This is a genomic window from Thermosinus carboxydivorans Nor1, from assembly GCF_000169155.1.
GTDB lineage: Bacteria > Bacillota > Negativicutes > Sporomusales > Thermosinaceae > Thermosinus > Thermosinus carboxydivorans.
The window spans coordinates 41,600-64,990 of the sequence record NZ_AAWL01000013.1; the positions used below are offsets into that span (position 1 = coordinate 41,600).

26 protein-coding genes and 1 riboswitch are annotated in these 23,391 nt (G+C 54.0%); of the genes, 22 read left to right on the forward strand and 4 right to left on the reverse strand.

Annotated features, from left to right (window positions below):
* The first annotated feature begins 3 nt into the window (after positions 1-3).
* The 12 genes from moaA (at position 4) to TCARDRAFT_RS09810 (ending at position 10,654) form a co-directional block, all read left to right on the forward strand.
* Positions 4-978, forward strand: coding sequence for a GTP 3',8-cyclase MoaA (gene moaA / locus TCARDRAFT_RS09755; protein WP_007289817.1), 975 nt, complete (start codon positions 4-6; stop codon positions 976-978).
* A gap of 83 nt (positions 979-1,061) precedes the next feature.
* Positions 1,062-1,171: riboswitch (molybdenum cofactor riboswitch) on the forward strand.
* 35 nt (positions 1,172-1,206) lie between these two features.
* Positions 1,207-2,928: an aldehyde ferredoxin oxidoreductase family protein gene (locus TCARDRAFT_RS09760; RefSeq protein WP_007289818.1), complete on the forward strand. Its 1,722-nt coding sequence runs from the start codon at positions 1,207-1,209 to the stop codon at positions 2,926-2,928.
* Positions 2,929-3,057: 129 nt separating this feature from the next.
* Complete coding sequence (locus TCARDRAFT_RS09765; protein WP_007289846.1) at positions 3,058-3,252, forward strand: hypothetical protein; 195 nt, start codon at positions 3,058-3,060, stop codon at positions 3,250-3,252.
* A gap of 5 nt (positions 3,253-3,257) precedes the next feature.
* Positions 3,258-4,493: a molybdopterin molybdotransferase MoeA gene (locus TCARDRAFT_RS09770; RefSeq protein ID WP_007289819.1), complete on the forward strand. Its 1,236-nt coding sequence runs from the start codon at positions 3,258-3,260 to the stop codon at positions 4,491-4,493.
* A gap of 14 nt (positions 4,494-4,507) precedes the next feature.
* Positions 4,508-6,448 carry a molybdopterin biosynthesis protein gene (locus TCARDRAFT_RS09775; RefSeq protein WP_007289820.1) on the forward strand — a complete coding sequence of 647 codons (1,941 nt, stop codon included), beginning with the start codon at positions 4,508-4,510 and terminating at the stop codon, positions 6,446-6,448.
* A gap of 32 nt (positions 6,449-6,480) precedes the next feature.
* The gene (locus TCARDRAFT_RS09780) at positions 6,481-6,717 is read left to right on the forward strand and encodes a MoaD/ThiS family protein (RefSeq protein WP_007289821.1); all 237 of its coding nucleotides are present in this window, start codon (positions 6,481-6,483) and stop codon (positions 6,715-6,717) included.
* A complete protein-coding gene (locus tag TCARDRAFT_RS09785) occupies positions 6,653-7,423 on the forward strand; it encodes a HesA/MoeB/ThiF family protein (protein ID WP_156784682.1) in 771 nt (256 codons plus the stop codon). Before TCARDRAFT_RS09780 ends, TCARDRAFT_RS09785 begins: the two co-directional genes overlap by 65 nt.
* Before the next feature lie 11 nt (positions 7,424-7,434).
* Complete coding sequence (moaC, locus tag TCARDRAFT_RS09790) at positions 7,435-7,917, forward strand: cyclic pyranopterin monophosphate synthase MoaC (protein WP_007289823.1); 483 nt, start codon at positions 7,435-7,437, stop codon at positions 7,915-7,917.
* On the forward strand, positions 7,918-8,358 hold the full coding sequence (locus tag TCARDRAFT_RS15545; RefSeq protein WP_007289824.1) for an MOSC domain-containing protein: 441 nt from the start codon (positions 7,918-7,920) through the stop codon (positions 8,356-8,358).
* Entirely contained in the window at positions 8,351-8,848 is a 498-nt protein-coding gene (locus tag TCARDRAFT_RS15550; protein WP_007289825.1) for a MogA/MoaB family molybdenum cofactor biosynthesis protein, read from the forward strand. Before TCARDRAFT_RS15545 ends, TCARDRAFT_RS15550 begins: the two co-directional genes overlap by 8 nt.
* 43 nt (positions 8,849-8,891) lie before the next feature.
* Complete coding sequence (locus TCARDRAFT_RS09805; RefSeq protein ID WP_007289826.1) at positions 8,892-9,593, forward strand: ABC transporter permease; 702 nt, start codon at positions 8,892-8,894, stop codon at positions 9,591-9,593.
* Positions 9,593-10,654 (forward strand): ABC transporter ATP-binding protein, encoded by a 1,062-nt coding sequence (locus TCARDRAFT_RS09810; protein WP_198003922.1) that lies wholly within the window; start codon positions 9,593-9,595, stop codon positions 10,652-10,654. Before TCARDRAFT_RS09805 ends, TCARDRAFT_RS09810 begins: the two co-directional genes overlap by 1 nt.
* 1 nt (position 10,655) lies before the next feature.
* Here the strand turns inward: TCARDRAFT_RS09810 and TCARDRAFT_RS09815 are convergent, their stop codons facing one another.
* The 4 genes from TCARDRAFT_RS09815 to TCARDRAFT_RS09830 all read right to left on the reverse strand — a co-directional run bounded on the left by TCARDRAFT_RS09815 (position 10,656) and on the right by TCARDRAFT_RS09830 (position 15,438).
* Complete coding sequence (locus TCARDRAFT_RS09815; RefSeq protein ID WP_007289828.1) at positions 10,656-12,287, reverse strand: SGNH/GDSL hydrolase family protein; 1,632 nt, start codon at positions 12,285-12,287, stop codon at positions 10,656-10,658.
* Between the two features lie 132 nt (positions 12,288-12,419).
* Positions 12,420-13,847, reverse strand: coding sequence for a [FeFe] hydrogenase H-cluster radical SAM maturase HydG (gene hydG / locus TCARDRAFT_RS09820; RefSeq protein WP_007289829.1), 1,428 nt, complete (start codon positions 13,845-13,847; stop codon positions 12,420-12,422).
* Positions 13,848-14,120, reverse strand: a complete 273-nt coding sequence (locus TCARDRAFT_RS09825; RefSeq protein ID WP_040683305.1) for a TM1266 family iron-only hydrogenase system putative regulator — start codon at positions 14,118-14,120, stop codon at positions 13,848-13,850. It abuts the gene before it with no gap.
* A 220-nt stretch (positions 14,121-14,340) separates the two neighbouring features.
* Positions 14,341-15,438, reverse strand: coding sequence for a PRK06851 family protein (locus tag TCARDRAFT_RS09830; RefSeq protein WP_007289831.1), 1,098 nt, complete (start codon positions 15,436-15,438; stop codon positions 14,341-14,343).
* A 203-nt stretch (positions 15,439-15,641) separates the two neighbouring features.
* Between TCARDRAFT_RS09830 and TCARDRAFT_RS09835 the strand changes: the two genes are divergently transcribed.
* The 10 genes from TCARDRAFT_RS09835 to TCARDRAFT_RS09875 all read left to right on the forward strand — a co-directional run.
* Positions 15,642-16,262, forward strand: coding sequence for a LysE family translocator (locus TCARDRAFT_RS09835; RefSeq protein ID WP_007289832.1), 621 nt, complete (start codon positions 15,642-15,644; stop codon positions 16,260-16,262).
* Positions 16,263-16,475: 213 nt separating this feature from the next.
* Entirely contained in the window at positions 16,476-17,870 is a 1,395-nt protein-coding gene (locus TCARDRAFT_RS09840; RefSeq protein ID WP_007289833.1) for a sodium:solute symporter family protein, read from the forward strand.
* Positions 17,871-17,926: 56 nt separating this feature from the next.
* The gene (locus TCARDRAFT_RS09845; protein ID WP_007289834.1) at positions 17,927-18,322 is read left to right on the forward strand and encodes an ATP-binding protein; all 396 of its coding nucleotides are present in this window, start codon (positions 17,927-17,929) and stop codon (positions 18,320-18,322) included.
* 115 nt (positions 18,323-18,437) lie between these two features.
* Positions 18,438-18,680, forward strand: a complete 243-nt coding sequence (locus TCARDRAFT_RS16300) for a hypothetical protein (RefSeq protein WP_332248967.1) — start codon at positions 18,438-18,440, stop codon at positions 18,678-18,680.
* On the forward strand, positions 18,662-19,867 hold the full coding sequence (locus tag TCARDRAFT_RS09850) for a sodium:solute symporter family protein (protein WP_332248966.1): 1,206 nt from the start codon (positions 18,662-18,664) through the stop codon (positions 19,865-19,867). The genes TCARDRAFT_RS16300 and TCARDRAFT_RS09850 overlap by 19 nt, the downstream gene beginning before the upstream one ends.
* A gap of 35 nt (positions 19,868-19,902) precedes the next feature.
* Positions 19,903-20,361 carry a tRNA (uridine(34)/cytosine(34)/5-carboxymethylaminomethyluridine(34)-2'-O)-methyltransferase TrmL gene (trmL, locus tag TCARDRAFT_RS09855; RefSeq protein WP_040683306.1) on the forward strand — a complete coding sequence of 153 codons (459 nt, stop codon included), beginning with the start codon at positions 19,903-19,905 and terminating at the stop codon, positions 20,359-20,361.
* A 32-nt stretch (positions 20,362-20,393) separates the two neighbouring features.
* Entirely contained in the window at positions 20,394-21,251 is an 858-nt protein-coding gene (locus tag TCARDRAFT_RS09860) for a TIM barrel protein (protein ID WP_007289837.1), read from the forward strand.
* A 40-nt stretch (positions 21,252-21,291) separates the two neighbouring features.
* Complete coding sequence (locus TCARDRAFT_RS09865; RefSeq protein WP_007289838.1) at positions 21,292-21,642, forward strand: YlbF family regulator; 351 nt, start codon at positions 21,292-21,294, stop codon at positions 21,640-21,642.
* A complete protein-coding gene (gene murB, locus TCARDRAFT_RS09870; RefSeq protein ID WP_007289839.1) occupies positions 21,629-22,555 on the forward strand; it encodes a UDP-N-acetylmuramate dehydrogenase in 927 nt (308 codons plus the stop codon). The genes TCARDRAFT_RS09865 and murB overlap by 14 nt, the downstream gene beginning before the upstream one ends.
* A 108-nt stretch (positions 22,556-22,663) precedes the next feature.
* Positions 22,664-23,391 (forward strand): MBL fold metallo-hydrolase (locus tag TCARDRAFT_RS09875; protein ID WP_040683292.1); only part of this gene is annotated, 728 nt, incomplete at its 3' end.

Below are 23,391 nucleotides of genomic sequence, written 5' to 3' on the forward strand. Positions count from 1 at the left end.
GTAATGCGCGACGGTTATAACCGCTCTATCGACTATCTTCGCATCTCCGTTACCGACCGCTGTAATTTCCGCTGCGCCTATTGCATGCCCCCTGACGGCGTAAAGCTGCTGGATCATGCCGATATTCTGGCGTACGAGGAAATACTGTATCTGATCAAAGTCTTTAACAAATACGGGGTGAACAAAATCCGCCTAACGGGCGGCGAGCCGCTGGTGCGCAAGGGTATTGTCGATTTTATTCGCGCGCTCAGCTCGCTCGGCATTATTGATGATTTGTCGCTGACGACCAATGGCAGCCTGCTTGCGGATATGGCTGAAGATCTCAAAGCCGCTGGACTTCACCGAGTCAATGTCAGCTTGGATACGGTCGATCCTGAGCGGTTTCGGCGCATCACCGGAAGTGGCAGTCTGGAGCGCACGCTGGCCGGGATTGAAAAAGCTATAACTATCGGCCTGCATCCCGTTAAAATTAACGTCGTTCTAACCAGTGCCTTTATGGACAGCGACCTGAGCTATTTTATCGAGATGGTTTACCGCTACCCTATTGCTGTCCGGTTTATTGAATATATGCCGATCGGCTACGACGGTACCGGGCCGGGAATGGCGCCGGCAGAGGTTAAAGACCGGTTGAATGCCGCCGGTCTGGGAATGCTGGAGCCGGCGACGGGCAGTATTGGCAATGGTCCGGCCAAATATTACCGCTTGCCGGGAGCCAAGGGTCTCTTTGGCTTCATCACCCCGATTACGGAACATTTCTGCGGCGCCTGCAACCGCATGCGGTTGACGGCCGACGGCAAGCTACGGCCTTGCCTCTTATCCAACCGGGAACTGGATCTCAAAACGCTGCTTAGGGCCGGGGCAAGCGAACAACAGCTCGGCGAAGTTTTTCTCCGGGCGCTGTCGGAAAAGCCGGCCGGGCATAATTTAGCCGCCGGGCAACCTAGCTTTCGTCGAAAAATGTCGCAAATTGGCGGATAAAAAATGTGCTGATTGGTAAAAGAGAGCAGGAATTTGCAAAAAATTGCCGTACTTTAGAAAATAACAAACGCATAATAATATAGGGTGAGAGTGAGTTCCGAGTTACCATTGCCGTCCAGGCGTGGTAAACGTAAGGGTATGGGGAGAAATCCCCATGCCTGCCAGTGCGCAAAGGAAGTCCGTAATGGACTTCTTTTTATTTTTTAATAATTTACAGGGAGGGGTTTGATGTTTTACCGTGTCAACATGGCTACTTTGACCATCACGCCGGAAGACGGGGCGGCCTATAAAGGGCTTGGCGGCCGGGCATTAACTTCGCGTATTGTTAGCGCCGAAGTGGATCCCAACGCTCATCCGCTCGGCAAACAGAACAAACTGGTATTTGCTACCGGACTGCTCTCTGGCACGGGTGCTCCGAATGCCGGCCGCATGTCGCTCGGGGCCAAGAGTCCGCTGACAGGCACCATCAAGGAGAGCAATGTCGGCGGCGCCATGGGCCACAAGCTGGGGCGGCTGGGAATTGAAGCCATTATCGTGGAAGACTTGCCCCAAGATGATAAAACTTACGTTCTCAAGGTTGACAAAGACGGTTTATCCCTTATCGAAATGCCCGAGCTCAAAGGGCTAAACATCTATGATGCCGTTGCCAAACTGCAGGCTAAGTTTGGGGAAAAAGTGGCGATCGGTGTTATCGGCACGGCCGGAGAAAACAAGATGGCCTCGGCTTGTGTTGGTTTCACCGACATGGAAGGGGCGCCCACCCGGCAAGCGGGCCGTGGCGGTCTTGGCGCGGTCATGGCCAGTAAAGGCCTTAAGGCGATTGTCGTTGACGACACAGGTGTAAACAAAGTTTCCTTTGCCGACGAAGCCGCCTTCCGGGCCGGAGCGAAAAAACTGGCCAATGCCCTGCTGAAACATCCCGTTACGTCGCAGGGTCTGCCTACCTATGGCACTGACGTTTTAGTTAATACCCTGAGCGAAGCCGGCGGCTTGCCAACCCGCAACTTTAGCGTTGGCCGTTTTGAGGGCGCCAACAATATCGGCGGCGAAACGCTGCATGCCATCTGCAAGGAGCGGGGCGGCAAAACCGGCCACGCTTGCTCGCCCGGGTGCATCATCCGCTGCTCGAATATTTATAAAGACGCGGCCGGAAATGTGGTAACCGGCGGTCTCGAATATGAGAGCTGCTGGTCATTGGGCGCCGATTGCGGCATTGATAATCTGGACGACATCGCCGTTCTTAACCGTATGTGCGACGATTATGGCGTTGACACCATCGAGATGGGTGTCACGCTGGGCGTAGCCATGGAAGCCGGCCTGGCTAAGTTTGGCGATGGCAAGGCGGCCATTGAACTGCTCAAGGAAGTAGGCAAAGCTAGCCCGCTCGGCCGTATTCTCGGCGCTGGCGCCGCCGTTACCGGCAAGGCCTTCGGCGTCAGACGCGTGCCGGTTGTAAAGGGTCAGGCCATTCCGGCCTATGACCCGCGGGCCGTCAAAGGTATCGGTGTAACTTACGCTACTACTACCATGGGGGCTGACCATACAGCCGGCTACGCCGTTGCCGCCAATATTCTCGGGGTAGGCGGCAAAGTGGATCCGCTCAGTCCAGCCGGCCAGGTCGAACTTTCGCGCAACCTGCAAATCGCAACATCTTTCCTGGATAGCACCGGCCTTTGTTTGTTTGTGGCCTTTGCCATCCTCGACATTCCCGAAGGGCTCGATGGTATTGTCGAAATGTGCAACGCCCGCTATGGCTGGAACAAGTCGCTTGATGATTATCTGGAACTGGGCAAGCAAGTCTTGCGCGACGAACGGGCGTTCAATAAAGCGGCGGGTTTCAACGACGATGCCGACGACCTGCCTGACTTTTTCCGCACCGAACCGCTGCCGCCGCACAATACCGTTTTTGATGTGCCGAAAGAGGAGCTTAAGTCGCTCTTTAACTTCTAATCCGTTAATAAATAAAAACCGGACCTGCCGTTGGGCAGGATCCGGTTTTTATTTTGTGTATTGGAGGAATAAAATGGAATTTGGTGAATTAATCATTATATTATCTTTAGTATACAGGAGGCTGGGTCAGTGCAAGAATTGCGGGAAGAACTGCTCAACAAAGTACGGGCAGCGGCGCCAGACGGGAAGCTGTCCTGTGCCGCTGCGCACGAATTGGCGCAAAGTGAGGGCGTGCCGCCGCTCGTTATTGGCAGGGCGGCCAACGTTTTAGGAATCAAAATTCGCGACTGCCAATTAGGGTGCTTTGGCGCCCGCAAGGAGTGAATGCCGTGGATTTCTTCAACTGCCAGACGCTGACCGAGGCGCGTCGGCTTGTTTTGGCCTACGCCGCTAGCGCTGACATCGGCAGCGAGATTGTGGAACTGGCCGCCGCGGCAGGGCGCATTGCTGCGGTTGATTGTCTTTGCCGCGAGGAGCTCCCGTCTTTTCCTCGGTCTACCGTAGACGGTTTTGCCGTGCGCAGTGCCGACACCTTTGCCGCCGGGGAAGGAATACCGGCGCTGCTAACCGTCATCGGCGAAGTTGCCATGGGACAGACTACGACCTTAGTCCTGGGCCCGGGGCAGGCGGCAGCCGTCCCGACAGGCGGCATGCTGCCCGGCAATGCTGATGCTGTCGTCATGCTGGAGCATACCGAGCGGGTGGATGACCGGACCTTGCTGGTAACCAAACCCGTTGCGCCCGGTGACAATAGTATTGCCCGCGGCGAAGATGCCATGCCCGGTGCCGTGTTGGTGCGGCAGGGACAGAAATTAACGCCCCTTGATATTGGGGTGTTAGCCGCCTGCGGTTTTGCCAAAGTAAGCGTTTACCGGCGGCTTAAAGTTGGGGTATTGTCCACCGGCGACGAAATTGTCGATGTATCTGTCTCCCCCCAGCCGGGTCAGGTGCGGGATATTAATTCGTACGCGTTAGCGGCCTTGCTGGAGTCAGCCGGTTATACCGCCGTACGTTATGGCATAATCGGCGATAACTACGCAAGTTTGCAGCTAAAGTTGGCTGAGGCGGCAGCCGCATGCGACGCCGTGTTGGTTTCCGGCGGCAGCTCGGTCGGAGCGCGGGATTATACGGTCAAAGCGATCGAAGCGTTAGGCGGTCCGGGGGTTTTGCTCCACGGGATTGCCGTTAAACCCGGTAAGCCCACGATATTCGGCATGGTCGGCGCCGTACCTGTTTTTGGGCTGCCAGGGCACCCTGTTTCGGCGTTGATTATCTATCACCAACTGGTCCGGCCGGCGCTTGCCGTCATGGCTGGGGAAAAGGCGCAGAGAGTGTTTAAAGTTCCGGCTAAGATGAGCCGCAATGTTGCATCCGCGCCGGGACGGGATGAAATCATCCGGGTGCGGCTATTGCACAGAGACGGCGAGTATTGGGCCGAGCCGGTCTTTGGAAAATCAGGGCTTATTAGCACCATGACGGAAGCGGACGGACTCGTTGTTATCGCTCCGGAAAAGAGCGGCCTTTATGCCGGTGAACAAGTGGAAGTGGAGATGCTACGCTGCTGAGAAGGAGACATGCCATGCATAATGGAAAAGTATATTTGGACTGTATGCCGCGCCAGGAGGCCGAGGCGCTATGGCAAAATGCCCTGGCTGCCGCGGGCTATTTTGCCAGGCTGCCAGCGGAAGAAATTGCGGTAGAGCAAGCGCTGGGGCGGGTGACGGAATGCGCCGTCTACGCGGTGCAGTCGGTCCCGCATTACAACGGGGCGGCGATGGACGGCATTGCGGTCCGGGCCGAAGATACGTTTGGTGCAACCGAGCGGCAGCCGAAAAAACTGCGCGTGCTGCCGGCCGGCGGCCCTATTCTCCCCGGAACCTGCTGTATCGTTGATACGGGCGATGTCTTGCCGCCGGGAGCCAATGCCGTCGTAATGGTCGAAGATGTCCATTTTGCCGAAGATTATGCGGAAATTGCTGCTGCTGCCGCGCCGTGGCAGCATGTCCGGATTATCGGCGAAGACATTGTCCAGGGCGAAATGATTGTACCGGAGCGGCATGTTATCGGGCCAGCCGATATTGCCGCTTTACTGGCGGCGGGGTTGGAACGAATCAAAGTCATCGCTAAGCCCCGAGTGGCCATCATTCCTACCGGCACCGAAATTGTGGCCAGCCGGCGGGAGCTGGCGCCAGGGCGGATTTTGGACATTAATTCGCCTATGTTAGCGGCAGCTGTGGCATCCTGGGGCGCTCAGCCCGTGCGGCGCAAAATCGTGCGGGACGACCGCGCGGCGCTGGCCCAGGCCGTTTCCGCCAGCCTCGATGACTGCGACATGGTGATTACGATCGCTGGCACTTCGGCGGGCACGGAGGATTACACTTATTCGGTGATGTCAGAGTTAGGACAGGTGCTGGTTCACGGCGTAGCCATCAAGCCCGGCAAACCGGTCGTATTGGCGGTGTGCCGGGGAAAACCGGTTATTGGCTTGCCCGGCTACCCTGTTTCGGCCATGCTGACGGCCGAATTATTCGTCCGCCCGGTTTTACTAGCCCGCCAGGGGCTGCCGACGACGCCGCCTAAGCAGGTGGAAGCTAAACTCGCACGCCAGCTTTTTTCGACCATCGGGGTAGAAGAATATGTCCGCCTTTCGTTGGGCAATGTCCAGGGCCGGATCGTAGCCGCGCCGCTGGCCCGCGGGGCGGGACTTATTTCCTCGCTGACCAGGGCGCGCGGGCTAATGGCCATCCCGGCCGAAAGCGATGGTCTGGCCGCCGGTACGGCCATTACCGTTAACCTATGCTGTCCGGAGCTGGAGCTAGAGCGGCAGATTTTGGCGGTAGGCAGTCATGATTTAGCCCTTGATTTACTCGGGATGCACCTGCGTCGCCATGGCGGCCACATTCTTTCTTGCGCCAATGTGGGCAGTATGGGCGGCATCATGGCCATCCGCAACAACGAAGCCCATCTGGCCGGTATTCACTTGTTAGATGACGAAACAGGCGAATACAATTTGCCTTTTGTTCGGCGGCTATTGGCGGGACACAAGTGTATGGTCGTTCATCTCGCCAGGCGTGAGCAAGGCCTGCTTGTTGCCCCGGGCAATCCGAAGGGAATTCGTTCGCTGGCCGATTTAACGCAACCCGGGATTATGTATATTAACCGGCAGCGCGGTTCAGGAACGCGGATGCTGCTCGATTATGAACTGCGCCGCCTGGGGATTGCCGCCGGACAAATTCAAGGCTATGAAAAAGAAGTAGCTACGCATATGGCCGTAGCCGCCAGCATTGCCGGCGGGGCCGCCGACGCCGGGTTAGGGATCAGGGCGGCGGCGCAGGCATTGGGGCTGGATTTTATTCCGATTGCCAATGAACAATATGACTTAATATTAAATTTCGCGGACGATGACGAGCGGCGGGAAGAAATTATTGCCGTGCTGCGCTCGGACGGTTACCGACGGGAAGTAGAGGCGTTGGGCGGTTATGATGCTTCCCGCGCCGGGACGGTTTTGTGGGTTGATTAAGTTGTTGATTAAGTTTGAGAGGGTGTGAATTGATGGTTATCGAAGTAAGGCTGTATGCCACGCTGCGCCGGTACAGTCCTGCCAGCGCTACTGGCATTGTTATGGTCGATGTTCCCGATGGCATTACGGTGGATGAATTGTTGGCGGAAATGGAAATTGACCGGCATGAAGTAAAAATGATTATGGTTAACGGCATGCATTCCGATGGCAATCGGGTGTTGGCCGACGGTGATCGGGTCGGTCTTTTTCCGCCGGTCGGTGGTGGTTAAGATGAAAGATGGTGCGGTGCCTGAGCGCTACCAGCGCAATATCGGAACCATCGGCGCTGCCGGCCAGGCCCGGCTGCTGGCAAGCACTGTGGCCATTGTCGGCGCCGGCGGTCTGGGCGGACTAGTGGTCGAGCTGCTGGCCCGAGCCGGGGTTGGGCGACTGAAAATTATTGATGGCGACAATTTTGCCCTCCATAACCTTAACCGGCAAATTCTCGCAACGATGGATAATATTGGTCAAAATAAGGCGGTGGTTGCCGCCGCACGGGTAGCCGCCATTAACCCGGATGTTGAAGCGATCGCCGTACCTTGTATGTTGGACGAAAAGAATGCGCAAAGTTTCCTCGCCGGGGTGCAGGTTGTTGTCGATGCCCTGGACAATATCAAGACCCGGCTGGTGTTAGCAGCGGCAGCGGCCAGGCTGGGCCTGCCATTGGTCCATGGCGCCATTGCTGGCTGCACCGGCCAAGTAATGACCGTTTTTCCCGGCGACCCCGGTCTGGCGCATGTCTACCGGGGAATGACCGGGGCGGAACGCGGCGTAGAGGCGCTGCTTGGCAATCCCGCGCCGACGCCGGCGCTGGCGGCGGCGTTGCAGGCGCAAGAAGTCATAAAAATCCTGACTGGCCTTGGTCAGCCTATCAGGAACAAACTGCTTTACTTCGATACCGAGCAAAATATCTTTGAATTTTTTCATTTCGCATAGAGGTGGCTGGAGTGGAACTATCGCATTTTAATGAAGCCGGCAAAGCCCGGATGGTAGACGTTACCGCCAAAAATGATACGGTGCGGGAAGCTGTTGCCGAGGGCAGGGTAACAATGCGGCCTCAGACACTGGAACTGGTTAAAAAAGGGGCGATGGGTAAGGGCGATGTTCTCGCCGTAGCCCAAGTGGGAGGCATTATGGGCGCCAAACGCACTTGGGAGCTTATTCCGATGTGCCATCCGCTGCTGCTTACCGGTGTCAACATTGAATTTACCCTGCGGGAAGAAATCAGCGCCATTGACATTCGCGCCACGGTCAAGACGACCGGTAAAACGGGGGTCGAGATGGAAGCCCTTACCGCCGTATCTGTAGCCGCCCTTACTATTTATGACATGTGTAAAGCCGTAGATAAGGATATGATAGTGGAATATATCCGCCTGACAGCTAAATCAGGAGGCAAGAGCGGCAATTATCAGCGAGAGGAGTCGGTATGAGTGCGCGGAAAAATTGTAGCCGTTTGCATAAGTAAAAACAAAGGTGAGCGCAAGACAAATGTTGGGACAGGCAGATTGTTGACCGGCCTTGGCCTGGAGGGAGATGCCCATGCCGGCTTTCAGCATCGGCAGGTTAGCTTGCTGGCCCTTGAGAGCATCGAAAAGATGCGGCAAAAGGGGCTGGACGTTAAGCCAGGCGATTTTGCTGAAAACCTGACCACCGAAGGGATTGAACTCACGACCCTGCCGGTGGGTGCCAGGCTGAAAATCGGTGATGCCCTGCTGGAAGTCAGCCAAATCGGCAAAGAATGCCATACTCGCTGCAGCATTTATTACCAAGCCGGCGACTGTGTCATGCCGAAAGAGGGAATCTTTGCGATTGTTGTGCAACCTGGCGTAGTTTCGGTCGGCGATATCATTGAGGTGGTTGACAATGTTTAGCATCGGGATTATCACGGCCAGTGACAAAGGTTCGCGGGGCGAGCGGGAGGATATGAGCGGCAAAACTATTGCCGAGATGCTGGCTGGTCTGGGAACGGTCAAGCGTTATGTAGTTGTTCCCGATGACCAGGCGGTCATCAGCCGAGAAATTATCTACATGGCCGATGAACTCAAGATCGATTTAATTCTCACCACCGGCGGGACAGGGCTTGGACCGCGTGATGTTACGCCAGAAGCCACGCTGGCCGTGATTGACCGGCAAGTACCCGGCATTGCCGAAGCCATGCGGGCCAAATCGCTGGAAAAAACTTCGCGGGCGATGCTATCCCGCGCGGTCGCTGGCCTGCGCGGGCGCACCCTGATTATTAACCTGCCCGGCAGTCCTAAAGGTGTGCGGGAATGCCTCGAAGTAGTGTTGCCGGCCTTAGAACACGGGCTGGCCATTATGAAAGGCGAAGCTGGTGAGTGCGGCGGCGCTCCGGCTCACTAGTTCGGTAAAAATGGTTGTTTAATAGATGTTTTGAAGGTAGGGTATGGAAAATTTCTGGAATGGTTTGATACAGGCAATCGCGCTGCTGGCTAGCGGCGACGCCGAAGTGTACCAGGTAACGCTGCTCACGCTGTTTGTCTCCGGAACGGCAACGCTCATCAGTGTGGTCGTTGGCCTTCCGCTAGGATTGTGGCTGGCGTTCCGCGACTTTCCCGGCAAGAGTATTTGTTTGAGTTTGATCAATTTTGGCATGGGTCTGCCGCCGGTAGTGGTTGGCCTTGTTGTCAGCCTGCTTTTCTGGCGCTATGGGCCCTTGGGCATGTTGGGTCTGATGTATACGCCCTGGGCGATGATTATCGCCCAGGCATTAATTGCCAGCCCAATCGTCGCCGGACTGAGTTTTGCCGCTATTGCCGGCTTGAACCCCAAACTGCGCTGGCAATTATTATCGCTGGGGGCTACGTCTTGGCAAGCCAACTGGCTGCTTATCCGTGAAGCACGGCTGGGACTGCTGGCCGCCGTAATGGCCGGTTTCGGCGGCGTTGTTTCCGAGGTAGGGGCATCTATGATGGTTGGCGGCAATATTAAAGGTCAGACCAGGGTGCTTACGACCGCGACGGTGATGGAGGTCAGCAAAGGAAATTACGATATAGCTTTGGCGTTTAGTTTTATCTTGCTGATGCTTGCCTATACCGTCATTATTCTGCTGACTATTCTGCAGCAAAAAGGAAGGAAGGCATGGTAATGCAGCCTGTTCTGCGGATGACAGGGGTGAAGGTCAGGCGGCAGGGACGGACAGTGCTGGATATTGACCATTTCGCTGTAGCACCGGGCGAATTAGTAGCCATTATCGGCCCCAACGGCGCCGGTAAGAGCAGTCTGCTGCAGGTACTCAATCTGTTTTTGCCGTATTGCGGAAAAGTGGAACTTTTTGGTCAAAATGCGGCCGCGACTGAACCGCTGACGCTGCGGCGGCGCTGTGCCATGGTTTTTCAGGAGACGCTGCTTTTGGACGGAACGGTGTTCGAAAATGTGGCACTCGGCCTAAAATTCCGCCAGTTGCCCCAAGAGGTCGTCAAAGAGAAGGTTGCAGCGGCCCTCGATGTTTTTCACTGTGGTCACTTGGCATCCCGCCAGGCGTCACGCCTTTCCGGGGGAGAAGCGCAGCGTGTCTGTCTGGCCCGGGCGTTTGTCACCGACCCGGAATTACTCTTGCTTGATGAACCGTTTGCGTCCCTCGACCCGTCCACCAGGACCGCTCTCCTCACCGAACTGCGGCAGCTTGCCCAAGTACGATCCATGACAGTATTATTGGTTAGCCATAATTTTACCGATGTCCTGTATTTTGCTGACCGGGCCGTAGCCATGGCTCAAGGCCGCATTATTCAGGACGGCCATCCGGAAGTGCTGCTCAGACAGCCGGCCGATGAAACAGTAGCCAAACTGGTAGGGATGGATAATATTTTTGCCTGCACCGTTGAACCTGGGAGCGAGCAAACGGTGGTGCGGCTGACCGAGTCCATCCGGTTTACGCTGCCCGGCCGGCACGAGGCAGTCCGGTGCTGTTTGCCGGCAGACGCCATCTATCTTTGGGACGAACGGTTGTCGTTTGAGCGTCCACCATGGGTGGTGGTGGACGGCGTTGTCCGCCAAGTTGTCGCTGGCATCGGCGCCGAACGGATAATGGTGCAGGCGGAAGGAATTGTGTTTACCCTGTTGGCGCCGCGCCGGCAGGATACGAACCGGCTGCAAGCGGGCGTGCCGGTACGGTTGGCGTTTCATCCGGCTGATGTTCACCTGTTATAAGTTAACGTGTTACTCTGGCCCAATTGGCATTAATAATTTGGGCCATTAATTTTTTCCCTTCAATGTCAGGGTGCAGGCCGTCAATGGCGTAATGATCAGGAAGTTCGCGGGCCGCATCGCAGAAAAAGGGATCAAGGTCGATATAATAGCGCTGCTGACGGATAAAACGGTTAACGGCGTCAAATTCCTCCCGCCAGTTAGGCACCGTCTCTTCATTAAACGCACGGGCAATGGCGGCGGGATTGATGGGCGGCAGAGTGAGAAAGATCGGGCGGATGCCGTATTTTAAACATTTGTCCCGGATTGCCGTCAAGTCTTTTATCACTTCGGATGCCGGCGTGCCGCCGCGCAGACTGTTGGTTCCGCCCAGAATTATTAGGTATTTGGGTTGAAAGGGCAGGACGTCTCTCTCAAACCGGGCGGCCATGGTTGCCGAAGTGTCGCCGCTGCGCCCCAGGTTGACGACCGGAAAGTTGAGATAGGTCTGAAAACTATATTCCCAATCGGCCGGCGAATAGGAGATGGCGCCGCCGCCATGGGTGATGCTGTCGCCGAAGGTGGCGGCGTAATTGCCTTTGGAGAGGTCTACCACATACGGAGCGGCATCGGAAAACACGCCGACCGGGTTGCCGGCAGCGTCCAGCCCGCGTACCCGCCAGTAATAAGTGCCCGGGCGGATCCGGGGTTCATCATCATAGCAGTCAATACCTTCAACCCGTTTACTCCAGATGCGGTGACGGGAAGGCACGATGTCATTGGGGTTTTCCGGAGGCTGGTCGGTCACTTCTACTTCGTACTGCGTAGCACCGATAATCGGGATCCAGGAGTAGACAGGATACAGCGGCGTCGGCATACCGTCTCGGTTGAGATCGGCATTAATAAGCGGCTTGTGTAGCTGGGGCAGGGAACGGTCAATAAAAATTTCCGCTGCGTCGGAAAAAACGCCCAGGGGATGGCCATTGTAGTCCAAAGCTCGCACCCGCCAGTAAAGGTGATCGCCGCCATAAGCGGAAAGGTCGGCTTGATAACCGTTGGTAAAGACCTCCTGGGAAGCAAAGAACCGGTGGCGGGAAGGCAATATGTCGTTCGGGTTTTCCGGTGGTGCGCTCAAAAGTTCGATTTCGTAGTAGACGGCACCTGGGACGGTTGTCCACGTTAGGAAAGGCCGGACGGGCGCCGGGTCGTGATGGGGATAGTGAGAAGTAGCAACTGGCTTCACCGCATGAAAATTTACGGCGGCAACGTCGGCTATTTCCGCCAGGTTGACTGCTTCGGAGTAGCGGCCTACCGGCAGACGCAGCAGGCTGCGAGCCGTTACCCGCCAATAGGTGCGGAAGGGGAATTTTTGGTCAATGACAAACTTGGGTTCCCGCGTTCGGTAACGGGCAATTCGCTCGGTCGGCCCTGCGGGCTCGCGGTCATCAGCCGGCGGGTGATTGAGCACTTCGATTTCATAGTAAACAGGATAAGGAAGTTTGTCCCAGGTAAGGATATATTCGTTGCTGACGGCGACGATGTTCAGGGTAGGCTTGAAATGAGCAAGAGCACTGCGCAGCCAGCTGTCGGCCGCTACTATTGTCAGGGGGATAAGCATAAGGATTAAGATAGTTTTTAATTTTTTCCAGTGACGCATCAAATTACACCTATTCGTTGAAAATTTTGGTGGACAGTCATTAGAATTTCCCGGATGGTTATATAGTTAACCGCTCAATAATAATTTTACGACAAGATACAAAGGAAAAGCCAGTTGGAAAACCCAACTGGCTTAGAAGTACACATCGCGCGTTCCTGCTTCAATCTGTTTAAGCCGCCGTTCGGTTTCTTCCCGTACCGGCGCTTGCGGAATCTGGTCAAGACTGGCGCGGATTAGCTCTTCGCCCTTTGCCTTGGTCTGGGGATCGGCATAGTCCAGCAGATATTCTTTAAAGGTCAAAATAGCGTTCGGCAGACAAACATTTTGGATTTCACCGGTTTTAGCCAGCTGCATAAACCGGTCGCCGGTGCGTCCCTGGCGGTAGCAGGCGGTACAATAGCTGGGAATAAACCCTTTATCGCAGAGCATACGGATTATTTCGTTGGGGGACCGGTGATCGCCAGGCTCAAACTGCATGCCGTTTGCGCAACTGTCGTGCTCGCGGTAGACCTGGTGGTAGCCACCGACACCGGTGCACGAGCCGGCGCTGATTTGCGAAACGCCATAGGTAATGAGCTCATCGCGCAGAGACGGCTGCTCGCGAGTGGATAAAATTATGCCGGTGTATGGGACGGCCAGACGGATAATGGCAACAATTTTCTTAAACTCTTCGTCACTGACGAGGTGCGGGAATTGAGAAAGATCCATACCCCCCGCCGGACGGAGACGAGGAACCGATATAGTATGCGGCCCGACTCCGAAAGTTTTTTCCAAGTGTTCAGCATGGAGGAAAAGGGCGATTGTCTCATATTTATAATCATACAAACCGTACAACACGCCGATGCCTACATCATCAATCCCGGCCTGCATGGCCCGGTCCATGGCGGTCGTATGCCAGTTGTAATCGCTTTTTGGTCCGGTTGGGTGCATGGCGGCATATGTCGGTCGGTGGTAGGTTTCTTGAAAGAGAATATAAGTGCCAATGCCAGCGCTCTTTAGTTTGCGGTATTCTTCTACCGTAGTCGCCGCAACGTTCACGTTAACGCGGCGAATACTGCCGTTGCCATCGCGGATGCTGTAGATAGTTTTGATACAGTCTACTACATAATCTATTGGGCAGTTGACCGGATCTTCACCGGCTTCCACGGCCAGCCGCTTATGACCAAGCGATTCCAAAATTTCGACTTCTTCCTTAATTTCCGCCAGCGTCAGCCGGCGCCGGAGCTGCTGACGGTTACCAGTGCGGTAGCCGCAGTAGACGCAGTTGTTAATGCAGAAGCTGGAGATGTACAGCGGGGCGAATAGAACGATGCGGGTGCCGTAAATGGCCAATTTTACTTTAGCGGCCGCAGCGTACATTTCCCGGAGCAGATTTGGGTCTTCGACTTCCAGCAGAACGGCTACCTCCTCCGCCGTCAGCCCCCGAAAAGCCAGTGCCTTGTTAATGATGCGGCGCACCAGTGGTTCATCCTTGGCTTTGGTTTTGGCCGCTTCCTGCAACGACATGATAAGGGTGTCGTCAATAAAGGCGTCGGAAGTGCGCTCAAGATCATTAATCATTTATTTGCCTCCCTTTTCTGTCGTGCTTCTGGCAGTAAGGGCCGATTTGACGGTAACGCCGGGTAAATTGCCTAACCGTCCGGTTAACGCGCCTACGTCGTCGGTCGTACCTTCGATAATCAGGGCGATTACGCCGACATTTTCCTCGTGCCGTGGGACGCCCATGCGGCCGATAATAATATGACTGTAGTCACTGATGATGGCATTTACTCTGTCAACGATTGTTTTGGGGTCATCAATGACAATACCAATTACTCCGATACGTTTGGCCACAGTGTTTCCTCCCGGCGCAAAATACAAGGCCTTCTTTTTGCGCACGCAAAAGAAGGCCAGCTTGCACATATGCCCTGTTCTTCCTGTGCGCAGGCGGTTGCCCTTGCATGCAGATTTCCGACAGTTTTTTATTTCCTCTAAAACATGGGAAAAACCCACATTTTATCAGAACCAATTCTATTATATATCATTTTTCCAGAAAAAAGAACAGGGGTAAAGTTTATTTATTGGCATAGGCGAGCACGCGGTCGCGTGTTTTTTCCCATAGTTTTTGCACGCCGGCAAAATCCATGTTCGGCACATAGTAAGTCTCTAATGTATCATGGAGTTTTTTCGCCTGGTTGATATAAGCAACCGCCTTGGCAAAGAGGGTTTGGTAGGTCTCTTGCGCGAAAGCTTTCTCGGCCGCCCTTTTTGCAACAAACTGAGGTTTAAGGCATTCATTCATGTTGATGGTCTTGCGAGCATCAGAAGGTTTATATGCATGTGGGCCGCAGACGGTGGTAATACCGACGTTCAGGGCGGGAATCAGGACATGCTCTACTTTCTGTGGGGCAAGCGGACAATAATAGGCTTCTACGTCCAGCCCTTTTGCTACCGCCGTATCTACTACTTTCTGCAGGAGCGTGGCCTTGCCTGTTCCAGGTTCGCCGGTCACGATATAGCGGGTGTTCATGGCGCCCACCACGGAATCGAGGTAGTTTACCGGACCTTCCGGGGTGATGGCTGAGGCGAACAGTTTGCGCACCTTTCCGGCGCCGATACCGCTAATCCCACCGAAAATCTCATTTATTAGCTCAGCAGCTTTTTGGTTGGCTACTACGGGATTCAGGGCATCGGTATTGACTGCTTCCCAGTCATCGTACAGGGATTTGGCGGCCCGCAGAACGCGGTAGGCTCTTTGAAACAGTTTGCTGATTTCGCTAGTGCAGTTCAAAATAGCCTGCTTATTGGCGACCATTTTCGCTTCATCCCAAAAATCGCCCAAATGGAGGATTTCGTCGACCCCGCCGGGATGTTTCGGGTCAACGACGTGGGGAGCCGTACCATCGATAAAGGCTACCCGTAGAGCGGGGATGACGACCCCGTCCAGGGAATTGTTATCGCTGGAACAGTGGTGAAACTCTACGTCATAGCCGCGGTTTGTCATTACATCACCCATTTTTCTCATAAAAGTTGATTTGCCGACACCGGGACCGCCTTTGATGACAAAGATGCGGGCGGCGTCACCGCTGGAGATTATGTAGTCATAGTAGGAAAAAAAGCCGTAAGGAGTATTGCCGCCTGGAAAGACGTGTTTAACTTTGCCTTTTAACATGGGGAATTCCTCCTTGCCTTTACGCTGCCTCTGATTTACGATATAGGATATGGGGGGGCGCCAAAAAGTGTGCCGACCGGTGCGGGAAAAAAGCCGGCACGCATAGAATAATAAAGCAAAGGCAAAAAGGTTAAAAATATAAAAATAGGTACTTTTTTGTCGTAATTCCCTAAACTATTGTCGTATGCCTAGGAGAGAGGCCGATGGATCTTGGCGTCTTTATAAAAGGGGTTATAATTGGTTTTTCCATTGCTGCACCCGTCGGGCCGATTGGGGTGTTGTGTATCCGCCGCACGCTGGCCGAGGGACGGGCGTCAGGTTTTTTGTCTGGGCTGGGCGCAGCTACCGCCGATACTCTTTACGGGTGTATCGCCAGCTTTGGGCTGACCTTCGTGGCTAATTTTCTGACATCACAGCATACGCTGCTAAGGTTTGCCGGCGGTCTATGTCTGTGCATGTTGGGGCTTAAGACTTTTTTTAGCGAACCAGCCTCACAGTCGGCGGCGGTGAGGGGCAAGGGGTTGGCGGCCGCCTATTTTTCCACTTTTTTGCTGACCTTGACTAATCCGCTTACTATTCTTGCTTTTGCCGCCATTTTTGCCGCGTTCGGCATCAAAGGGGCAGGTGTTAGTTACTGGGGGGCGATTATGCTGATAGGCGGCGTTTTTTTGGGATCGACCCTGTGGTGGTTTCTGTTAAGCAGTTTGGTTAGCACTCTCCGCGCCAAGGTGGATGTACGCGTCCTCCATTGGGTCAACCGCATATCGGGGGTCGTTATTACGGTTTTTGGCGTCTTGGTATTGTTTAATATCTTTGAGACATGAATCAGGCGTGGGAAGAGACTTTTGCTGAAGGTGTCCGTCCGAGAAGGGCTTTTTCTTTGTGGTGCTTGAAATTGGGCAAAAAAACGAAAGGTATGGCAGGGGATTGGTACTGGACAGAGAACATATAGAATTGGCCGGCTGTACATAGTTTAATATTGGGGGCAGGGAAAGCAAGAAACGGATTTGCTGCACTTGCGGGCGGGGGGCAAAGGTATGCTTCTTTCACCAGTACATATGATCGGACTGCTCGTAACATTGGCTGCCGTAACGGTGACAGGACTATATGCCGCGCGTAAGGTAAGAAATGCCGCCGATTTTGCTGTCGGCGGGCATAAGTCGGGGGTGACGATGATTGCTGGGACAATCATCGGTACGATCATCGGCGGCGCTTCTACCGTCGGCACCGCTCAACTTGCATTTACCGTCGGGTTGTCCGCGTGGTGGTTTACCCTTGGCACGGGGATAGCCTTGCTCGTTATGGGCCTGTTTTACGCTACACCGCTGCGAAAGTCAAATCTGCAGACTATACCGCAATATCTTGCTATCAGTTACGGACCGCTGGCCGGACCGCTTGCCAGTTTGGCGTCGTCAATCGGCATTTTTTTCAGCATTGTTTCCAGCATTTTGGCGGCGGTGCCGATTATTAGCGCCATTTTTCAAATTGACGCCGCCTATGCTGCCGGCATTGTCTTTTTTCTTATCATCGTCTATGTCTTTTTTGGCGGTGTCTGGGGTACAGGACTAATTGGTACGCTGAAGATGGTCCTAATTTTTATCACGCTAGTGGCCGTTGGCATACTGACTTATACAGGAATGGGCGGTGTGGCCGGCTTTTTGCAGGCCTTTCCTGCCGACCCGTGGCTTAATTTGGTAGGCCGGGGAGTATGGGTTGATTTTGGCAGTGCGCTGTCACTGCTAGTTGGTACTTTATCCACCCAAACATATATTCAGGCAATTTATGCTGCCCGCGATGTTCAAGCGGCCAGGCGGGGGGCAGTGGTGGCCGCCCTTATCACCTTGCCGGCAGGGATTCCGGCCGTTATGGCCGGCATGTACATGCGGGTACATCACCCCGCTATTGCCCCGATTGACGCGCTGCCACTATTCATTCTTTATTACTTGCCGCCATGGCTTGGCGGCGTCGCTATTGCCGCGCTGCTCTTAGCGGCGATTGGCTCAGCCGCCGGTTTGGCCCTCGGCGTTGCTACCATGCTGTCGCGCGACATTCTAAGCGAAGTATGGGGAATAAGCGGCGACCGGCGGTTGCTGTGGGCTAACCGCGGTGCTGTGTTGGTGGTTACGCTATTGGCTACGCTCTTTACCTTTGGAAACTTAAAATCACTTGTATTAGAATGGAATTTTCTATCAATGGGTTTACGCGGAGCCGGCATCTTTTTACCACTGACGGCAGCCGTATTCTGGCCGGGGCGCATTAGGCCGGTTTATGCCATTTGGTCGATGGTGGGGGGCGCCGGTGCCGCGCTTCTGTGGAAAATTCTTTTTCCTTACGGCATTGATCCGCTATATGCAGGCCTTATCGTTAGTGCGCTAATGCTGACGGCGGGAGCAGTCGTTCAGCGACGAGGAAAGATGGCGCGGGAGCCTTAATATCGGCGAATTTTGGATATAATATAGCTGAATTTTTGAGTGAGAGGTTGGTTACAATGGCAAAAACAGTAAAACGCAAAATTGTTAAAATTAATGAAGACCTTTGTACTGGTTGTGGTAAGTGTGTAGCACCTTGTGCAGAAGGAGCCATCGAAATTGTTAACGGTAAGGCGAAAGTGCGGCGGGAAGAATTGTGCGATGGCGCCGGCTTTTGCATCGGCACCTGTCCTACGGGCGCACTTACTTTAGAAGAACGGGAAGCAACACCTTTTGACGAAGAGGCGGTGCACGCCCATAAGCGGCAAATCGCCGGTCGGCCGGAATTCAATGTGATAATGAAATGTCATATGTGCGGCATAACTGAGCACGAGCGGCCGCTGCTGCCGATTAAGACCAAGGGGGAAAGTGATTGGGTATGTGTGCGGTGTATTCCGCGCCTGATCCATGGCTGAGTCTTGCCTGCCCTTTTGCGGGCAGGTTTTTGTATGACCGCCGCTATATGGCTCATTTGGTTGGACAGGGTATATATGCCGGTTTTCTGTCCGCCTAGCGACCGAGGTGAGATGGATGAACCATTATTTAATGGCGATCGTTTTTTATGCCGTGCTACTCATCGTGACCGGGTTTATCGTTACCCGGTATGTCAAAGGGGCGGCCGACTTTTTCGTGGCTGGGCGCCAATTAGGCCCGGGACTATTGTTTACAACGCTGATTGCCGCCAATATTGGCGCAGGTTCGACGGTAGGCGTACAGGCATTGCTTATCAACACGGCCTTTCGGCCTGGTGGTGGATCGGCACGTCGGCCGTAGGCTCATTAGTTTTGGCCTATTTTGTCGGTCCGCAAATCTGGCAAGTGGCGCAAAAATATAACTTGTATACCCTCGGCGACTATCTCGACATGCGTTATTCACGCTATTTCCGCGGCCTTATTGCACTAATGATGGCGGTGGGAACGCTTGCTCTTTTTGCCGGTCAATTGATCGGCATCGCTTGGATTTTGTGGGCAGTCGCCGGCGTGGAGAAGACGATAGGAATAATCATCGGCGCGATGGTCACAACCCTGTATTTTGCCGCCGGCGGCCTTCTCTCGGCGGCAATTGTGAATATTCTTGAAGTGGCCGTGATTTTTGCCGGTTTTGTTATTGCTGCGCCATATGCACTGAATTTTGTCGGTGGCTTCAGCGGACTGGAAAAGCTCATTGCCCAAAACGCCGGAAGCGCCGAGGCTGCCCGGTACTTTCGATGGGATGGCATAGGTCTGACGACAATTATCGGCTATTTTCTTATGCTTACACCTTCTTTCTTTATTTCTCCGGGACTGATTGGCAAGGTTTACGGGGCGAAGGACATTGGGGCCGTGAAAAGCGGCACGGCTTGGAACGCTATTGTTCAGTTCGGATTCGCCTTTTTACCAGCTCTGCTCGGCATGTGCGCTTACGCCATTTTTCCGAATTTGTCGCAGCGGGAGCTTGCACTGCCGGTGGCCATGAAAGAGCTAATGCCGTTCTGGGTCTCGGCTTTGGCGCTGGCAGCCATTTTTGCCGCCGAAGTCAGCACCGCTGACGCTGTACTTTATATGCTGGCCACATCAATTACCAAAGACTTGTATAAGACTTTTATTAACCCCCATGTCGCTGATGCCAATTTGCTCAAAACCAGCCGGATGGTCAGTCTGGTCTCCGGCCTCTTGGGCGTAGGGATGGCGTTGCTTTTGCCTAATATTATTACCGCCCTATCCATTTTTTACAGCCTGATGGCGGCTTCGTTGACGGCGCCGTTATTATTCGGACTCTTTTCTATCCGACCGACAACAACAGCAGCGTTTGCCTCGGCCATTGTCGGGGTTGCAACGACCATAGCGCTTCACTTCGGTAATCAAGGCAAGGGGCTATGGATTTTAAACGCCCAATCTACCGGCATTTTGGCGTCCATTGTTGTCATGGTCGTCCTGATGTATGTTGCGCCGGCGAAAAAGCCTGTCGCCGGAAGGCCTTAGTCTAATTTGTGCTAAATAGCGGGGTGAACTCGATGCTGCATATTGTCCTGGTCGAACCGGAGATTCCCGGCAATACGGGCAATATTGCGCGCCTCTGCGCTGCTACTTGCTGTGAACTTCATTTGGTAAAACCGCTTGGTTTTTCAACCGATGACCGCCATTTGAAGCGGGCGGGGCTCGACTATTGGCATCTGGTAAAGGTGCATTATCACGAAAACTTTCAGGAAGTAGCCGACCGCTATGCCGGTCACAATTTCTATTTCAATACTACCAAAGCCCAGAAGCGTTATACCGATATCCGCTACACCGCCGGCGATGTGCTTGTTTTCGGCAAAGAGACGGCCGGTCTTCCCGAGGAGCTTTTGCGCGCCAACTGGCCTAATTGCATTCGTATTCCCATGCTCGAGGATGCACGGTCGCTCAATCTTTCCAACGCCGTGGCCGTTGTTGCTTATGAGGCGCTGCGTCAGCTTGGTTTTCCGGGGCTGTGCTGATAAAATATGCAAAGTAGTGAGGGATGATTTAGTTGTACGCGCAATTTGGTCCGGCTGGCAACCCTGATGCTTTTTACCAGGCAGGCTATAAAGCTTCGGTCGATATGCCGCAATGGCTGGCCGGTCTTGGTCTTACCGCCTATGAATATCAGTGTAGTCGGGGAGTAACCATCCGCCCGGAAACGGCAGCGGCGATTGGCCGACAGGCGGCGGAGCATAATATTAAACTCAGCATCCATGCGCCATACTATATCAACTTGGCAACCGAGGACGCCAAAATAGCCGCTAATACAAAAAAGCACCTACTAAAATCGCTGGAAGCGGCCCAATGGATGGGCGCCGACCGCGTAGTGTTCCACCCCGGCGGGCCGGGTAGACAGGAACGCCGGCGGGCAATGGAACAGGCCAAGCGGTTATTTGCAGAGGTTTTAGCTGAAGCCGAACGGCAGGGACTTAATACCGTGTTGCTTGCTCCGGAAACAATGGGGAAACAGAACCAGCTCGGGACGTTGGACGAAGTGCTGGAGTTATGCCGTATGGCAAAATGGGTGGCGCCGGCGGTTGACTTTGGCCATATGCATGCCGTTACCGGCGGACAATATACTACCCGTGAGGAATTTGCTGCCGTCTTTGACAAAGTAGCTACCGAATTGGGGGAGGAAGTGGCGGCTAACTTACATATCCATTTTAGCCGGATTGAGTTTACAAAAGCCGGGGAGAAAAAACACTGGACCTTTGATGATCCCTTTGGGCCGTCCTATGAACCGCTGCTAGAGGTAATTGCCGAACGGCGTTATACGCCGCGCCTTATCTGTGAATCGGCAGGTACCCAGGCCCGGGATGCCAAAATCATGCAGGAATTCTATTTTCGTTGCTTGAATAATTGGTAATGATACGCATAATATAGATTTGTAAATGTGAGGGATGGCAATGCTTGTTTACGACAAAGCTCATGAGCTCGCCCGCGCCCTTAAACACTCGGACGAATACCGTGCTTTGCTGGCTGCCCAACAAGCAATCGCTGCCGACGAGCAGACTCTCAAAATGGTAAAGGAGTTTTTGGCTAAGCAGATGGAACTTGAATATGCGGCGCTCGCCGGGAAAGGCGAAGATAAGGCGCGTGCCGAGCAGCTCCAAAAGCTGTATGAGTTACTGATGCTGAACAGTAAAGCCAAAGATTTTGTCCAGGCATATTTTCGGTTTCAGCGGATGATGGCTGATATCTATAAAATTATTGGCGAAGCAGTCGCCGAAGGGCTGGATTTTTTTGTTAAACGATAACGAGCGGCAGGAATTTCTGAGCAAACTTAAAAGTATAGCCAGCGCCGACCGGGTGCGAACAGATGAACCCATGTCGCAGCACACTACTTTCCATATTGGCGGGCCTGCCGACTTTTTCTTTGTACCGGCGTCGACCGGCGAGGTGGCGGCAGCCCTTGCCCTTGCGGCCAAGTTTGGCTTGCCGGTGACCGTATTGGGTAATGGGTCCAATGTGCTCGTGCTGGATAAAGGAATTCGGGGCTTAGTCATTAAGTTTGATGAGCACATGGGTTATATCCGGCATACAGGGGCGCTTATCTATGCTGGTGCCGGCGCATCTTTGGGCGATGTATCCCGCTACGCCGCCCGGCAAGGCCTTACCGGTATGGAGTTTGCCGTCGGTATTCCCGGCAGTATAGGCGGCGCGGTCTTTATGAATGCCGGCGCTTACGGCGGGGAGATGGGAAATGTTGTGGCCGCTGTAACCGCGGTCTGTCCTGACGGCACTCTAAAGCGCTTTACCAAGGCCGAAATAGATTTCGGTTACCGGCACAGCGTGTTTCAGGAAAACAAATGTGTCATCTGTGAGGTAGAGTTAGCCTTAAAGCCGGGCAGTCCTGCTGAAATCAGCAGTAAAATGGCTGAATACACTAACAGGCGTGAGGCCAAACAGCCGGTGGAAATGCCCAGTGCCGGCAGCACCTTTAAACGGCCGCCAGGCTATTACGCCGGAACGTTGATTGAACAGACCGGATTGAAAGGTCTGCGGATCGGAGGCGCCCAAGTCTCTGAGAAACACGCTGGTTTTATCATAAATGCCGGCGGGGCAACGGCCCAGGACGTGTTGGCCCTCATTAGGGAAGTGCAGCGCCGGGTGCAAGAAAAGTTTGATGTCCGGCTCCAACCGGAGGTCCGGATTATCGGTGAGGAATGACGGTTTTGCCAAAGCAAGGCCGTCATCTTGCTTTTTATTGGAGGAATATACCCCGCGGCGTGGAAAAGACATATTCTATGATGAAGTGCATATGAAGGAGTTGAGAACGTGCGCCTGACGTTTTTAGGGGCGGCCATGATGGTTACCGGCTCGTCTTACCTTATCGAGACGGGAGAAGAAAAGTTTCTCGTTGATTGCGGCATGTTTCAGGGATCTAAGGCCATTAGCGCTTTTAACCGCCGTGATTTTCCTTATAATCCTGCCGAAATCGACTATGTGCTACTCACCCATGCCCATATCGACCATAGCGGCCTGCTCCCTAAACTCTGTAAAGCCGGGTTTAAAGGTCCTATTTACGCCACTAAGGTAACGACGGAACTATGCGGTATTATGCTGCCCGATAGCGCCCATATCCAGGAATTTGACGCCGAAATTGCCAACCGCAAAGGTAAGCGGGCCGGACGCAAGCCGGTAGAGCCGCTGTATACCGTACCTGACGCCTATGATTGTTTAAAACAATTTTCTGCTGTTCCATATGATAAGGAGATCAGCCTGTCGCCCTATGTGCGGGTGCGGTTTCGTGACGCCGGGCATATTCTAGGGTCGTCGATGGTTGAAATTTGGATCACGGAGCAAGAACAAACGACGAAACTCGTTTTTTCTGGCGACCTCGGCCAGCCTGACCAGCCAATTCTGAAAGATCCTGTTACTATCAGTGATGCCGATTATGTCATTGTCGAGTCAACCTATGGCAACCGCCGGCATGATCACTATGACCGGGAAGAGGCGTTAGCGCAAATTGTCAACGAGACGATCAGCCGCGGGGGCAACATTGT

What these genes read in the sequence shown, in the direction of transcription:
- TCARDRAFT_RS09785 (WP_156784682.1), top strand. Translation starts at nt 6,653, where the DNA reads ATGGCAATCGGGTGTTGGCCGACGGTGATCGGGTCGGTCTTTTTCCGC.
- TCARDRAFT_RS09830 (WP_007289831.1), bottom strand. Translation starts at nt 15,438, where the DNA reads ATGTTAAAAGGCAAAGTTAAACACGTCTTTCCAGGCGGCAATACTCCT.
- TCARDRAFT_RS09845 (WP_007289834.1), top strand. Translation starts at nt 17,927, where the DNA reads ATGGCAAAAACAGTAAAACGCAAAATTGTTAAAATTAATGAAGACCTT.
- TCARDRAFT_RS09780 (WP_007289821.1), top strand. Translation starts at nt 6,481, where the DNA reads ATGGTTATCGAAGTAAGGCTGTATGCCACGCTGCGCCGGTACAGTCCT.
- TCARDRAFT_RS09810 (WP_198003922.1), top strand. Translation starts at nt 9,593, where the DNA reads ATGCAGCCTGTTCTGCGGATGACAGGGGTGAAGGTCAGGCGGCAGGGA.
- hydG (WP_007289829.1), bottom strand. Translation starts at nt 13,847, where the DNA reads ATGATTAATGATCTTGAGCGCACTTCCGACGCCTTTATTGACGACACC.
- TCARDRAFT_RS09760 (WP_007289818.1), top strand. Translation starts at nt 1,207, where the DNA reads ATGTTTTACCGTGTCAACATGGCTACTTTGACCATCACGCCGGAAGAC.
- TCARDRAFT_RS09835 (WP_007289832.1), top strand. Translation starts at nt 15,642, where the DNA reads ATGGATCTTGGCGTCTTTATAAAAGGGGTTATAATTGGTTTTTCCATT.
- moaA (WP_007289817.1), top strand. Translation starts at nt 4, where the DNA reads ATGCGCGACGGTTATAACCGCTCTATCGACTATCTTCGCATCTCCGTT.
- TCARDRAFT_RS09775 (WP_007289820.1), top strand. Translation starts at nt 4,508, where the DNA reads ATGCATAATGGAAAAGTATATTTGGACTGTATGCCGCGCCAGGAGGCC.
- TCARDRAFT_RS15550 (WP_007289825.1), top strand. Translation starts at nt 8,351, where the DNA reads ATGTTTAGCATCGGGATTATCACGGCCAGTGACAAAGGTTCGCGGGGC.
- TCARDRAFT_RS09840 (WP_007289833.1), top strand. Translation starts at nt 16,476, where the DNA reads ATGCTTCTTTCACCAGTACATATGATCGGACTGCTCGTAACATTGGCT.
- TCARDRAFT_RS09805 (WP_007289826.1), top strand. Translation starts at nt 8,892, where the DNA reads ATGGAAAATTTCTGGAATGGTTTGATACAGGCAATCGCGCTGCTGGCT.
- TCARDRAFT_RS16300 (WP_332248967.1), top strand. Translation starts at nt 18,438, where the DNA reads ATGAACCATTATTTAATGGCGATCGTTTTTTATGCCGTGCTACTCATC.
- TCARDRAFT_RS09865 (WP_007289838.1), top strand. Translation starts at nt 21,292, where the DNA reads ATGCTTGTTTACGACAAAGCTCATGAGCTCGCCCGCGCCCTTAAACAC.
- TCARDRAFT_RS09815 (WP_007289828.1), bottom strand. Translation starts at nt 12,287, where the DNA reads ATGCGTCACTGGAAAAAATTAAAAACTATCTTAATCCTTATGCTTATC.